At 66.6% G+C, this 14,120-nt stretch carries 12 protein-coding genes; 3 read left to right on the top strand and 9 right to left on the bottom strand.

The window, feature by feature from the left end:
• Positions 1 to 3 precede the first annotated feature (3 nt).
• The 6 genes from NDI86_RS11590 to NDI86_RS11565 all read right to left on the bottom strand — a co-directional run bounded on the left by NDI86_RS11590 (position 4) and on the right by NDI86_RS11565 (position 6,851).
• Positions 4 to 1,494, bottom strand: a complete 1,491-nt coding sequence (locus tag NDI86_RS11590) for an amidase (RefSeq protein WP_310900585.1) — start codon at positions 1,492 to 1,494, stop codon at positions 4 to 6.
• A 67-nt stretch (positions 1,495 to 1,561) separates the two neighbouring features.
• Positions 1,562 to 2,314, bottom strand: a complete 753-nt coding sequence (locus tag NDI86_RS11585; protein ID WP_310900584.1) for an ABC transporter permease — start codon at positions 2,312 to 2,314, stop codon at positions 1,562 to 1,564.
• Positions 2,311 to 3,135, bottom strand: coding sequence for an ABC transporter ATP-binding protein (locus tag NDI86_RS11580; RefSeq protein WP_310900583.1), 825 nt, complete (start codon positions 3,133 to 3,135; stop codon positions 2,311 to 2,313). Before NDI86_RS11580 ends, NDI86_RS11585 begins: the two co-directional genes overlap by 4 nt.
• A gap of 119 nt (positions 3,136 to 3,254) precedes the next feature.
• A complete protein-coding gene (locus NDI86_RS11575) occupies positions 3,255 to 4,319 on the bottom strand; it encodes an ABC transporter substrate-binding protein (protein WP_310900582.1) in 1,065 nt (354 codons plus the stop codon).
• A 158-nt stretch (positions 4,320 to 4,477) separates the two neighbouring features.
• Entirely contained in the window at positions 4,478 to 5,305 is an 828-nt protein-coding gene (locus tag NDI86_RS11570) for an ABC transporter permease (RefSeq protein ID WP_310900581.1), read from the bottom strand.
• Between the two features lie 187 nt (positions 5,306 to 5,492).
• Positions 5,493 to 6,851 (bottom strand): purine-cytosine permease family protein, encoded by a 1,359-nt coding sequence (locus tag NDI86_RS11565; protein ID WP_310900580.1) that lies wholly within the window; start codon positions 6,849 to 6,851, stop codon positions 5,493 to 5,495.
• 254 nt (positions 6,852 to 7,105) lie between these two features.
• On the opposite strand from NDI86_RS11565, the gene NDI86_RS11560 reads away from it, so the two are divergent.
• Together NDI86_RS11560 and NDI86_RS11555 are read left to right on the top strand one after the other, a co-directional pair.
• Positions 7,106 to 7,486 carry a RidA family protein gene (locus tag NDI86_RS11560; RefSeq protein WP_310900579.1) on the top strand — a complete coding sequence of 127 codons (381 nt, stop codon included), beginning with the start codon at positions 7,106 to 7,108 and terminating at the stop codon, positions 7,484 to 7,486.
• A gap of 183 nt (positions 7,487 to 7,669) precedes the next feature.
• A complete protein-coding gene (locus NDI86_RS11555; RefSeq protein ID WP_310900578.1) occupies positions 7,670 to 8,914 on the top strand; it encodes an MFS transporter in 1,245 nt (414 codons plus the stop codon).
• Here the strand turns inward: NDI86_RS11555 and ggt are convergent.
• The 3 genes from ggt to NDI86_RS11540 form a co-directional block, all read right to left on the bottom strand.
• Positions 8,908 to 10,545 (bottom strand): gamma-glutamyltransferase, encoded by a 1,638-nt coding sequence (gene ggt / locus NDI86_RS11550; RefSeq protein ID WP_310900577.1) that lies wholly within the window; start codon positions 10,543 to 10,545, stop codon positions 8,908 to 8,910. The genes NDI86_RS11555 and ggt overlap by 7 nt on opposite strands.
• A gap of 147 nt (positions 10,546 to 10,692) precedes the next feature.
• Positions 10,693 to 11,448 (bottom strand): helix-turn-helix domain-containing protein, encoded by a 756-nt coding sequence (locus NDI86_RS11545; protein ID WP_310900576.1) that lies wholly within the window; start codon positions 11,446 to 11,448, stop codon positions 10,693 to 10,695.
• A gap of 212 nt (positions 11,449 to 11,660) precedes the next feature.
• Positions 11,661 to 12,554, bottom strand: a complete 894-nt coding sequence (locus NDI86_RS11540) for an HpcH/HpaI aldolase/citrate lyase family protein (protein ID WP_310900575.1) — start codon at positions 12,552 to 12,554, stop codon at positions 11,661 to 11,663.
• A 480-nt stretch (positions 12,555 to 13,034) separates the two neighbouring features.
• On the opposite strand from NDI86_RS11540, the gene gfo6 reads away from it, so the two are divergent.
• Complete coding sequence (gene gfo6 / locus NDI86_RS11535; RefSeq protein WP_310900574.1) at positions 13,035 to 14,120, top strand: D-xylose 1-dehydrogenase Gfo6; 1,086 nt, start codon at positions 13,035 to 13,037, stop codon at positions 14,118 to 14,120.

Genomic DNA, 14,120 nt, shown 5'->3' with positions numbered 1-14,120 from the left:
TGCTTAGAGCGGCGGCGCCGTCTCGGGCGGGCGTCGGGCGTCGGTCACGCTATCGTAGCCAGCGGCCAGTTCGAGCAGGCGCGGTTCACTGTAGGGGACGCCCAGCAGTTCGACACCCACCGGGAGGCCGTCGTCGGTAAAGCCCGCCGGCATCGACAGGCCGGGACAGCCCGACTGGGAGGCGATGAACGTGTTCGTCTTGTACTCCTCGCGCGTCACGTCCCCGGAGTAGTACCGCTCGTACTCGGGCGGGACGACCTGCACGTCGGGGAAGACGACGGCGTCTAAGTCGTGTTCGGCGTGGGTCCGCTCTATCGCCCGCCGGAACGACTCCTGGGCGGCCACGCGCTCCCAGTAGGCCGGGTCGTCGTCGGGGTCGTCCGGGCCGTCGGCTATCTTGTAGAACAGCTCCAGCGCCTCGTGGAAGTGGCCGCCGTCGTACAGTTCGTCGACGGAGTCGACCGGTGTGCCGGGCAGGTCGGCGAGGTAGCTGGTGATGTCGTGTCTGGCCTGGTAGGCGTACAGCGACGTGCCGTCGATGTGGGCCGCCAGGTCCTCGATAGCGACCGGGTCGACGATGTCGGCGCCGGCCGACGCCATGCGGTCGATGGCGTCGTCGACGACCGCCGTCACGGCGTCGGCCGTGGGGACCTCCGAGGACCCGAAGGCGTCACGAAGAACGCCGATGCGTTTCCCGTCGAGGCCCTGCGGGTCCAGTCGGTCGCTGTACGGGGTCGAATCGCGGCTGTGGACCGTCACCGCGGTCGCCGCGTCAGCGGGGTCGTAGCCGACGAGCACGTCCAGCAACCGGACCATGTCGTCGAGCGTGCGCGCCATCGGGCCCGCCGTGTCCTGGCGGGAAATCATCGCCGACATCCCAGCCCGACTTACCAGTCCGGTCGTCACTCGCATCCCGTAGAGATTACAGCACGACGAGGGGACCCGGACCGAGCCCCCCGTGTCGGAGCCGACGCCCACCAGCCCGAGGTTCGCCGCGACACCGGCCCCGGTGCCGGCGCTGGAGCCCCCGGAGTCCCGGTCGAGGGCGTAGGGATTCTTCGTCTGTCCGGCAACGGAGGAGTAGCCGACGAATCCCGACCCCCAGTCGGGCATGTTGGTCTTCGCGAGGACGACGGCGCCGGCCTCGCGGAGTCGGGTCACGAGTTCGGCGTCCGCGTCGGGGACGAACCCGGCGAACGCCTCGGAGCCATAGGTCGTCGCGGTGTCGGCCGTCTGTATCTGGTCTTTCAGCAGGACGGGCACGCCGTGGAGCGGGCCCACCGGTCCGTCGGCGTCGAAGGCCGCGTCGAGTTCGCGGGCCCGGGCCACGGCGCCGTCGTTGACGGTGATGACGGCGCCGAGAGCGGGCCCCGCGTCGTCGTAGGCCGCGATGCGGTCGAGATACCGCTCGACCAGCGCCTCGCTCGTGAGGTCGCCGCGTTCGAATCGTTCGTGGGTCTGTGCGACGGTCAGTTCGGTGATAGAGGTGGTCATTGATACTGCGATGGAGGGGTATGAGAGCGGGTGAACCGGGCGGTCCGACCAGCGAGTGACACGGCAGTCACGCTCGCCACGCGAAGGCCCGCTGTTCGAGCGGTTTCAACACGGCGTACTCGATGAGCAGGACGACGACGGTGAACATCGCGGCGTAGGCGACGACCTCCTCGACGTTGCTCTGGAGGAACCAGTAGCGGATGCGCGCGCCGACGCCGTTCGTGATACCGAACACCTCGCCGATGACGGCCACCTTCCAGGTCATGCCAAAGAGGTTCCGCAGGGAGGCGAAGACGTACGAGGTCAGATGCGGGAGGTAGACCGACCGCCACAGCAGCGCGCGGTCGGCGTCGAACGTGTGGGCCATCTCGACGAGGTTCGGGTCGAGGTCCTGCATCCCCTCCCAGATGGAGACGAGGGCGAAGGGCGTACAGACGAAACTCACCGCCGCCACGATAGCGACGGTGTTGAACCCAAGCAACACCATGACGATGAGGATGACCACCACGTCGGGCGGCGTCATCCAGATGGGGAGCCACGTCTCGAAGACGCGGGCGATGTCCTCGTCGACGCGCATCGCGATGCCGATGCCGACCGCGAGCGCGAGCGCGATACCGGTCGCCAGCAGGACCCGCCCGAACGTGATGCCGACGTGGTACAGCGCCGACTGCCCCCCCACGTCGCCGTACAGCGTCAACTCGACGGCCAGTACCGCGACGGCCCACGGCGCCGGGAACAGCTCCGGGTCGACCATCGAGAGCCCGACCCACGCGACCAGCAGGGCGACGACGGAGACGCCAAACCGGTACGTCCGGTTCATTCGTCGCTGCCGTCCAGGTGGGTGAAGAAGCGATTCATGAGCCGTGATTCGGTCTCGACCAGCGCTTTGTCACCGACCTCGCGCGGACGGGGCGCGTCGATGGAGACGTGGTCGAAGAGGTCCCCCTCGCCGTCCAGTATCAACACCGTGTCCGAGAGGAAGACGGCCTCGCTGCTGTTGTGGGTGACGAAGACGATGGTCTTGCCCGTCTCCTTCCATATCTGTAGCAGGTCCTGACGGAGCTCCTTGGCGGTGAACTCGTCGAGACTGCTGAACGGTTCGTCCATCAGGAGGATGTCGGGGTCGATGGCGAGCGCCCGCGCGATACCGACCCGCTGGCGCATCCCGCCGGAGAGCTGCTGTGGGTAGCTGTCGGCCTCGTCGGCCAGCCCGACCATCTCGAGATACCGCTCGATACGCGCCTCGTGTTCTTCCGGCGGGATGCCCTTGCCCTCGAGCGCGAAGGCGATGTTCTCCCCGACGGTACGCCAGTCCAGCAGCCGGGGCTCCTGGAAGACGTAGCCATAGAAGAAGTTGCCCGGTTGAATCTCCACGCCGTCCCGGTGGATAGTGCCCTCGTCGGGTTCCAGCAGACCGGCGATGACGTTCATGAGCGTCGATTTCCCACAGCCCGAGGGCCCCATGATAGAGGTGAACGACCCCTGCGTGATGCTAAAGGAGAGGTCCGAAAACACCGTCAGCGTCTCGTCGCCGTTCCGGAAACTCTTTCGCAGTCCCGAGAACTCTATCTCCGGGCGGTGTTCGGGTTCCTGACCGGTGGTTGCAGTCTCTCTACCGTTGCTACTGACACTGGTCTTCATCTTGTTCGTGGTATTCACAAATGTATATTTAAATCTGAGCCTTTGACTGATACGCCATCCTAATACCGTATTAGGTATTCGAACGTACGCTTCTATGGCTCATATCCGCCGATTGTCTATCACTCGGTCGGCGTCGACCCGGCCTTCGAGCGCAGCTCCGATATCGAGATGACGTGGTCCTCGCGCGGCGGCACCGCCGGGATGAGTTCGAGGTCGGACAACACCTCCAGCAACTGCCACTGCGAGTCGATGAGCTCGGCGTCGTACTCGTCGACCGGATGGGTCATGGCGCCGTTCTGTGCCAGCTCGACGATGGTGTCGCGGTTGGCCTGGTCGCTGAGGCCGGCGAGTTCGCCGTACTCGCTGACGACCGATTCGGTGTTGCTCTGGAAGTACTCCTGTGCCGAGGCCCACCCTTCGGCCACTGCGAGCACCTGTTCGGGGTTCTCCTCGAGGAACGACCGGGTCGTGGTAAAGGGCGTGATGAGCGGCGGGTAGCCGGTCTGTTCCTCCCAGCCCTCCCAGGCGTTGTACAGCGGCCGGACCTCGTCGGGACTGGCCAGCCCGCGGACGGTCTGGCCGGTGAACTGTATCATCGCGTCGATGTCGCCCTGGTCGAGCATGAGCGACCACAGCGTCGACGGCTGTGACTGGACGCCCTCGGTCTCCTCGCGGAGGTCGAAGCCGAACTGGTCGGCGACGAGTCCCCGCATGAGCGTCGCGGTCGCCGTCTGCCAGCCGGGGTGACCGAGCGTCGCGCCCCGCAGGTCCTCGACGGTCTCTAAGTCCGAGTCCACGGGCACCAGAATCGAGTTTATCTGGGTGATACACGGTCCGAAGTGGACGAAGTCGTACTCGCCGTCGTTGTACTGGGAGAAGATGGGATACCCCATGATGCCGACGTCGTTGCCGCCGGTGGTCATCGAAGTGGTGTACCGACCGAACGGGACCTGCTGGAGGTTCAGACTGACGCCTTCGTCCCCCCAGAAGCCCTGTTCGATGCCCGAGCGGAACAGCATGATGTTGAGGTTCCCCTCGATGGTGTCGAAGTCGATGCTCGCGCCGCCCTCGTCACTGCTCGCACTACTCTCACTGAGACAGCCGGAGACGAGGGCGCTCGACGCGACCCCCGCAGTTGCGGCCGTTTTCATGAACGAACGTCTACTAAAGTCGTAGCTTTTCATTGCATCTTGGCCTCTATACCCCAAATACATAAAGATTTGCACAGAAACCGACCAAGACAGACAAGATATGGTAAAACAGTATTACTCCATAGAACACCTTATATCCACGAAACGGCGGGTCGACCCAGCGGGTCGTCGCGCGAAGCACCAGGTCGGGCTCAGGCCGTCATCGTGCGGTCGGTTTCGACCCGCCACGAGAAGGCGCGGCGTTCGACGACGGTCAACACCCGTTCGGCGGCGAAGACCAGCACCATCATCGGGACGACCCACGCGAGTATCATGTCGTTCTGGTTCGCCCGGAAGAAGCTGTTGATGACCCGCCCGATACCCTCCGTCGTGCCGAATATCTCGCCGACGAGCGTTATCTTCCAGGCGAGCGTCAGCGTCAGCCGCGCGTTGGCGAAGATGTGGGGGTACAGATGCGGGACGTAGATGTCCTTCCACACCATCCACTGGCTCGCGTCGAAGGAGTGGGCCATCTCCGGCAGTTCGGCGTCGAGGTCGGCGATGCCCTCGTAGACGTTGATGGCGACGTAGGGCATGACGACCATGAACACGGGAAAGACCGTCGTGAACCACGTCGAGAGGCCGACCCAGAGGACGGCGAAGAAGGCCCAGATGACCGACGGGAACGCGAAGGTCGCCAGCACGTAGACGATGAGGTACTCCTCGGCGCGCTCGCTCGTCCCCATCACGATGCCCAGGACGGTGCCGACGACCATACACAGCGTCGCCGCCAGCAGCACCCGCAGGATAGTTATCGGGTACTGCTCCCACGGCGAGAACCGCGCCTCCGGGCCGAAGGCCCGCCCGAACGCCGCCGCGAGTTCGACCGCGTTCGGGAAGCTGTAGGCGGGAACCAGTCCGGCGGCCAGTTGCCACACCCCGAGGACGACGACGACCGACAGCAGTATCGGGAGGGCCGCCGACTCCCCGGGAGCGAGGCGGCCGCGCAAGCGCTCGACCGTCGACTCGCCGTGACTCATCTCGACCCCCGACCGCGGTGTGGTGGCTGTCCGTCGACGCGCGGTACACGGGAAACGTGACTGTCCATGTTCGTATGATGTGTGTTTGCTTTCTTCATAAATAACTACCCTTTCGGGAAATATCTACGCCAAGAAAGAGAGTGTTTGGCAGAAATACCGTCGATAATCTCGCACTCGTGGTAGACCCTCAGTCGTCGGTGGGAGCGAACCGCGCCGTGGAACTGCCGTCCGGCGCGCGGTACAGCGGCAGGTCGGCGACCGCCGAGAGTTTGCGCACGCCGACGTAGACCAGACTGGCCGACAGCAGGCCCAGCAGCGGCGGCATAAAGACAAGCGGCGTGAACTGCGCGACGCCGGCCCCGGCGAGCCACGCGATGATGGCCGCGGGGTTGACCGCCTCCTCGACGGACTGTATCGACTGCTCCTCGATTTCGGGGAACCGGGTCCCGAGCAGGAAGTAGTCCGCGAAGACGACGCCCACCAGCGGCGGGACCGCTACGCCGATGAGGACGAGCCACTGGGTGATGACAGACGTGATGTCGGCGAAGCTCAGCAGCGCCGTCACCGCGACGATACCCACCAGCAGCGGTGCTTTGTGGCGGTTGGTCAGTTCCGACGCGGCCAGTCCGGCGGAGTAGTACTGGTTGTCGACGGTGGTCCACGCGGCGAGGAACAGGGCGACGGCCCCGACGCCGCCGAGCAGTTCCGCGATACCCAGCGCGGGGTTCGCGTAGCCGGTGACGAGGCCGACCGCACCGGCGAGGACGAACATGAACAGCTGACTCGGGACGATAGAGCCGTAGTTGGCGACGACGACGTCACGGTCGCTCCTGGCGTACCGGACGATGTCGGCCGACAGCGAGGTCCCCGACACCCAGATGGCGAAGACGAGCGAGACGATGGCCGTGAAGGGCATCCGGTCGCCGGCGGTGGGCGTAAACGCCATTATCTCCGCGATGCCGCCGTTGGCGACGATGGCGTAGCCCGCAGCCCCGAACGTCACCACCAGCGCCGGGATGGTAAAGCGGCTCACGAAGTCGAGCCCGTCGTAGCCGAAGAAGGCCGTGAAAGCCAGCACGACGGCCAGAATCGTCGCGAGGACGTTGGGCTCCATCCCGATGAAGCTCCAGACGAGCAGCATCGCCTTGGCGGCGACGATGGTCTCGACGGCGTTCCACCCGATGCGCGTGATGAGCAGGATACTGACGGGGAGTTTCGCCCCGTAGTACCCGAAGAAACGTCTGTACAGCATGTACGTCGATAACCCGGTCCGCTGGCCGACGATACCCATGATGGTCGCGACGCCCGACACGAGCACGAGCCCCACGAACAACCCCGCGACGTACACCTCGAACGTCGAGACGAGCGCCACCGTCGTCGCCGCGAGGATGATATCGGGCGCCGAGAGAAAGCCCAGCCAGACCGGGATGAGACTGTACACCGGTTTGCGTTCGGACCGCGGAACGTGGCCGAGTTCGTGGTCGTCGAGCGCCTCGTCCGGGTCCGAGAACAGGAGCCGGAGTCGGTTGAGGAACCGCAGGCTCATCGTGGCCCTCCCGAGTGTCGGTCGATAGCGATGCGACTGTCCGACGGACTGCAGTGCGTGTGGCTCATACGACGTGAAAGTCGGACCTCGCCGCCACACTTAGCTGTTTGGGTGGATGAGCATCCAATTATCGTTTCATATCCCACATTCCTATACTCGTTTTAGGAATTAAATGATGGATGGATCCATATTTGCCGCAATTTTTGTTTGATTGCCAAACTGTGTATTCACCGTCGTGGAAGGAGGCCGTGCGAATGAGAGAGATACTCACCACGGAAGCGGGAGCCGGACAGGTCGGGAACTTCAACCTCGGAACGAGCGACGGCGACCTGGTCTTTACCGCCGGGCAGGTCCCCGAGACCGAGGACGGCGAGGTACTGACCGACGCGCCCATCGAGGAACAGACCCACCAGTGTCTCCGCAACATCGAAGCCGTCCTGGAGTCCGAGGGGCTCTCGATGGAGCACGTTCTCAAGGTGAACGTCTACATCGTCGACATCCAGCACTGGGAGCGGTTCGACGAGGCCTACGGCGAACACTTCGAGGAGCTACCCGCACGGACCACCGTCGGCGTCACCGGACTGTGGGGCGGTGTCGACGTCGAAATCGAGGCCGTTGCGACCGCCGAACTGTAACGCGTGTCGACGTGGAGACGGTACAACGTACACCATTTTTCGTCCGTAGAGCGGCCCGATACGTTACAGACGACACATCGCTCGCCGAGAATCGGACGTTCGTCCGGAACCGTCGCGCTGTCGTCGGTACCGTTGCAGAAAAGATTAAGCCACGAGACACGCGACGTAGGGGTACGTCCATAGATGAACGAGAACGCTCGCTCCGTCGTCCTATTCACGGGTCTCTCCCACGCAATCGTCCACACGTTCGAACTCTCTATCCCGATTCTGGTCGTCATCTGGCTGCTCGAGTTCCCCGTCTCGACGGCGACACTCGGGCTCGTGGTCGGCGCGGGGTACGCGCTGTTCGGTATCGGGGCGCTGCCGGGCGGCGTACTGGCCGACCGCTTCGGGTCACAGACGCTCATCGTCGCCTGCCTCGCCGGGATGGGCGGGGCCTTCCTGCTGTTGAGCTTCGCGTCCAGCGTGGTCACCATCGCGCTGGCGCTGGGGCTGTGGGGCGTCGCCGCGAGTGTCTATCACCCCTCGGGCCTCTCGCTCATCTCGACCGGCGTCGAGGACCGCGGCACGGCCTTCGCCTACCACGGGATGGCCGGCAACCTCGGCATCGCGCTGGGGCCGCTGGTGACCGCGCTCCTGCTCGTGACCTTCGACTGGCGAATCGTCACGCGCCTGCTGGTCGTGCCCGCCGTCGTCGCCATCGGCTACGCCCTGACGGCGGAGTTCGACGAGACGGCGGCGGTCAGCGTCGACGGCGGCACCGACCAGTCGATGTCGCTGTCGAAGTTCGCCGCCGACAGCCGGGCGCTCTTTACCGTCGGGTTCGGCCTGGCGATGCTCGTGGTGATGATGAACGGGCTGTTCTACCGCGGGACCCTGACGTTCCTGCCGGACGTGCTGGGGACCTTCCTCCCGCCCATTACCGACTACGTCACGCTGTTCGAACCGGGGAGTCCGCTCGCCGAGGAGTTCGACCTCTCGTCGTATCTCTACGTGGGCCTGCTGGCGGTCGGCATCGGCGGGCAGTACGTCGGCGGCCGCGTCTCCGACCGGATAGAGCCGACGACCGGGCTGGCGGTCGTCTTCGCCAGCCTCGTCGTGGTGGCTGTCGGCTTCATCCCCGCCGCGAGAGCGGGACTGGGGCCTCTACTGGTCGCCAGTGCCGTGCTCGGGTTCCTGCTGTTCGCGCTCCAGCCGCTGTACCAGGCGACCATCGCCGAGCACAGCCCCCCCGACGACCGGGGGCTCTCCTATGGCTACACCTACCTCACCTCCTTCGGTGTTGGCGCCAGCGGGGCCGCCATCGCGGGCTACCTGCTGTCGGTCGTCTCCGCCGACGTGACCTTCCTCGCACTGGCCGTCTTCCCGGCGCTCGGGGCCGCCTTCGCCCTGGTTCTCCGCCGGTGGGGCGACGACCAGTCTCAGTAGCCGATAGCCGAGCCGTCCCCGCGGGGGTCGGCCCCGCCCGACAGCGAGCCGTCCTCGTGGCACCGAATCGCCTGTGCGTGGCCCATCGTCTCGTCGTAGCCACGCGCCAGCGAGACGGTGTGGCCGCGGGCCTCCAGGTCGGTGACGACGCCGTCCGGGACGCGCTTCTCCAGCGAGAGCGAGCGGGACTCGGCCCCCCACGTTCGGCCGTAGAGCCACCGCGGGGCCTCGATGGCCCGCTGGACGTCGTAGCCGAAATCGACCAGCCGCGTGACGAGGGCGGCCTGGGTCTGCGGTTGGCCCTCCCCGCCCATCGTCCCGTAACACAGCCACGGCTCGCGGTCCCTGGTCAGCATGGCCGGAATCAGGGTGTGGAACGGCCGCTTGCCGGGTTCGAGCGCGGTGACGCTGTCCGGGTCCAGCGAGAAGTACGCCCCGCGGTTCTGCGGGACGATGCCGGTGTCGCCGGCGACGATTCCGGCCCCGAAGTCGAAGTAGACGGACTGGATTGCCGACACCGCCAGCCCGGCCTCGTCGACGACGGTGAAGTAACAGGTGTCGCCGCCAGGGTCGCCGTCGGTCGGCTCGTGGCCCGCGGGTCGGATGCCGGGCTCGATATCCCCCGGTGGCGTCGCCGTCGCCGAGATACCGGCCCGGCGCTCCCGGAGGTAGTCGGCCGCGAGCAGGTCGTCGGTCGGCACGTCCAGCGACCGGGGGTCGGTAACCCACGCGTCCCGGTCGGCGAAGGCGAGTTTCGTCGCCTCGGTCATGTGGTGGTAATAGTCGGCCGTCCCGTCGCCCCACGCCTCGACGTCGAAGCCGTCCAGCAGGCCGAGCAGTTGCAGCGCCGTCAGCCCCTGGGTGTTCGGCGGGAGCCCGTGGGCAGTGTAGCCGCGGTAGGACACCGACAGCGGCTCGACCCACTCGGCCCGATACGACGCGAAATCGGCGGGTGCGAGCGGCGAGTCATCGCCGAGCGCGCCACAGAACGATGCCGCCAGGTCGCCCTCGTAGAACCCCTCGCGTGGCCCCTCGGTCGCAAGCGTCGACAGCGACGCGGCGAGAGCGGGCTGGTGTAGGCGGTCCCCGGCCTCGGGCGGGGCACCGTCGACGCCGAACGTCGTCCGCGCGGCGTCGTCGGCCGAGAGCACCGGCCAGTCCCGGCGAATCCAGCGCGCGAGATTCGCCGTGACCGGGACGCCGTCGGCGGCCAGGCCGATGGCGTCCCGGAACAGTCGCTCCCACGGCAGTTGCCCGTATGCCTCGTGGGCGAGGCGCCAGCCGTCGATAGCGCCGGGCACGGTGAGCGCAGCGGCGGGCCCCCGTTCGGGGATGTCGTCGCGCTCGCCGTAGAACGCCCGGTCGGCCGCCGCGGCGGCGGGCCCGCTGGCGTTGATGCCCCGGACCGACTCCCCCGGGGGCGCCAGGAGCCAGAAGCCGTCGCCGCCGATCCCGGCCATGTGCGGGTAGGCAACCGCGAGGGCGGCGTTGACGGCGATGGCGGCGTCGACGGCGCTGCCGCCGTCCCGGAGGACGTCGACGCCGGTGCTGCTGGCGAGGCTGTGTGGCGTCGCGACCATGGCGTTCGTCGAGCGCGTCGGTGGTCGTCCGGGGGTCGTGGTGTCGTACATCGAGTTGCCTCCCGATACTCGGGACGGCGTCAAATACCGTCCGGTAGGACCGAGAATTGCGAGCGAGCAGACGGGTTGTCGTAGCGGTCTACCGATGGTTGGTCGACCAGGGCTGACGAGACCACCACGAGGGTACGGCAATCCGTCTCAGCCGACCCAGGAGTGTTTCTCCGTCGCGAAGGACCGCTCGCCGGGCCACTCGGCGTCGAACCGGCGCTCGATGCGGGTCCGCAGCGAGCGGGTCGCCTCGGTGAGTCGCTGCCGGCGCTGGTCGGTGTGGCCCTCCGGGAGGAGGACACCGACACCGCCGTGGCACGCGCCGTCCGTGCCCAGCACCGGGACGGCGACACCGTCCTGCTCGTGACTCGTCGAGAACGGCCCGGTCACGGAGCCGGCCGCCTCGAAGCTCGCGCGGAGGGCGTCGATATCGTACTCGCCGGCGGCGTCGACGCCGCCCTCGCCGGAGGCGAGCCGTATCGCCAGCCCCACCAGCGACCCCGACAGCCCCAGCGCCGTGCCGACGGCGAGGTCCGTCGTCGGGGCCACCTCGTAGGCGTCGACGACGAGACAGTCGCCGTCGGTGTGCTGACAGAGCGCGACGCCGGTGTCGGCCTGCCCGGCGAACTCCCGACAGAGGTCGTGTCCGAACCGGTACAGCGGCGCGTTCGAGCGAGCGCGCAGCCCCACGCCCAACAGCTTCGGGGAGAGCTGATAGCGGTCGTCGACTTTCCTGACGTAGCCCAGTTCGCGGAGCGTACAGAGGTGGTTGTGGACGATGCCCTTGCTCATCCCCAGTTCGTCCGCGAGCGCCGACACGCCGACCCGGTCGAGCGCGCTCAGCCGTTCTACTATCGCAAACGTCCGGGCGCTGGTCTCCACCCGCCTGTTGGCCTCGTAGTTCATGGGAGTTCTTCCCACGGTAGCGTGTAAGCCGTGGTGGTTCCCGCAGATTCCGCCGGCCGTTCTACTGGATAGAACGGGGTTCGAGTCGGTCTCCGACCGCTGGCCGGCGCTTCCCTCGAAACGGGCGAGAGAACAGCGTTCGGGGCCGGAGAGTGGTATCTCGCCCGAACGGTGGCGAGTGGGCTCCGTTTGCGAGCGTCAAACGCGGGGTGTCACAGGAGGTCCGCCTGCTCGGCTTTCGAGAGTATCCGGGCGGCCATCCGGTACATCTCCCGGTCGATGACGTTGCCGTCGATAGCCGCCGGGGTGTCGGCGCCGGCGGCCTCGTACGTCTCGACTATCTCCTTCGCCCGGCGTGCCTCCGCGATATCGGGCGCGAAGGCGTCGTTCGCCGTCGCCACCTGGTCGGGATGGATGACGACCTTGCCGTCGTAGCCCAGCGCCCGTTCGTAGCGACACGCTTGCCCGAACCCCTCGGGGTCGTCGCCGGTGTACGGGCCGCCGATGGCGAGCAGGTCCGCGCTCGCGGCGGCGTGGGAGAGCCGCGAGAGCGGGTAGTGCCAGTAGTGTCCGGGGTAGTCGGTGGCGCCGTGGGCCGCCCCGACGGAGGCCGCGTAGTCGGCCGGGCCGAAGATGAGCGCGGTCAGGCGGTCGCTCGCGTGGGCGATGTCCGTCACCGCGTTCATCCCGCTGGCGGTCTCTATCTGCGCGCTGAGGCCGACCGAGCCCGCGTCCAGTCCCGCGTTCCGCTCGACGCTGGTGAGCAGTTTCTCGACCGCCTGTACGTCGGCGGGGGCCCGGACTTTCGGGACGATGAGCGTGTCGATGGCCGCCCCGACGCCGCTGACCACCTCGACGACGTCGTCGTACCACCAGCGCGTCTCCGTCCCGTTTATCCGGTAGCTGAGGCCACGCTCGGTCCAGTCGTGGTCGGCGACGATATCGACGAGCGTCGACCGTGCGGCGACTTTCTCGCCCGGCCCCAGCGAGTCTTCGAGGTCGAAGAATATCTCGTCGGCCTCGCTGTCCACCGCGCCGCCGACGAGCGGTCGCTCGTTGCCCGGAATACCGAGCAGCGAGCGTCGTAGCGGCAGTTGGTTCGACATACCGATATCAGCGGCCTGACCAGCATAAACGTACTGCCCCGTCCGGACGCCCCCGGCGGACCGTCGGCGAACGGAACCGGTGGCTCGTCGGCCTCGGGGTCACGGTGGGGCGGGCGGCCTGCTGGCGCTGCCAGCGTGCGTGACCGCCCTGTTTGAAACATAGTTACGATGTTTCATTCTTCCGCTGTGGGAGCGATGGCCTACTGTTCGACGACCCCGGTGTTCGTCTATCGAACAGATATGAACAGATATCGTGGAATTACGGCCTTATATCGAATCGATATCTCGCCAGTATGCGCGATACGAACCTGTACTCGGTTATTTTGTTCTCATTTGACCGTATCTAGCTACATTGAAGAATATCTACATTCATATGACGAATTTCTGCCAGCATAATTCGTGCCGATACCGACATCTCGGGCGTACGTAACACCGGGACGCGGGAGCACCATTTATATTCGCGGCCCAAGAGCATCCGGTATGGAGCTGAGTGCCATCCTCGAGGACAGCTGTGTGCGTGACTGGGAGACAGTCGACCCGGCGGCCGTCGAGCCGGTCCGGTTCGCCGTAATCGGGCTCGGCTGGTTCACCAAGGGTCGGGCGCTGCCGGCGCTGGGGCGGAGCGAGCGCTGTGAGCCGTCGGTGCTGGTCAGCAGTTCGACGGCGAAGGCCGAGCGCGTCGCCGCCGACACCGCGGGCGCGAGCCACGGGATAACCTACGACGAGTTCCACGACGGCGTCGCGCGGGACGCCTACGACGCGGTGTACATCGTCACGCCGAACGCGCTCCACCTGGAGTACGTCGAGACGGCGGCGGCGTTCGGGAAGGACGTCCTCTGTGAGAAGCCAATGGAGCGCGACAGCGAGCGGGCGGCCCAGTTGCGCGACGTGGCCGCCGACGCTGGCGTCGAGTTGATGGTCGCCTACCGGATGCACACCGAACCGGCCGTCCGTCGGGCGCGCGAACTCGTCGCGGCCGGCTACGTCGGCGAACCGATGTCGGTGACCGGAGACATGTCCCAGCGGTTGCTCGACCGCATCGACCCGAATCCCGACCAGTGGCGCCTCGACGAGGAACTGGCCGGCGGGGGCGCGCTGTTCGACATCGGCATCTACCCGCTCAACACCGCGCGGTACCTGCTTGACGCCGACCCGCTCGCGGTCACCGGGAACACGTCCAGTACCCACGACGCCTTCGACGAGGTCGACGAGACGGTCGCGTTCTCCGTCGAGTTCCCCGAGGAGGTGTACGGCCAGTGCTACGCGAGCCACAACGCCCGCCAGTCCTCGGGCATCACCGTCACCGGCACCGAGGGGCAGGTCCGCGTCGAGCCCGCCTTCTTCCAGGACCAGGCCCGGCAGTTACACGTCTCGCGGGGCGACGGGCGGGCGTCGGTGACCGTCGAGAAAGTCGACCAGATGCTCGAAGAGTTCGACTACTTCGCCGACCGGGTTCGGGGCGACGCGGACCTCTACCCCGACGGGGACCACGGGCTCGTCGACATGCGTGCGATGGAGGCCGTCTACGAGGCGGCCGCGACGGACCGCTGGATACCGCTCGACTGA

Origin of the sequence: Haloarcula onubensis (assembly GCF_031624605.1) — an archaeon.
GTDB classification, from domain to species: Archaea; Halobacteriota; Halobacteria; order Halobacteriales; family Haloarculaceae; genus Haloarcula; species Haloarcula onubensis.
The sequence above is the reverse complement of the archived record's forward strand: the minus strand, read 5'-3'. Positions and strand labels throughout refer to the sequence as shown.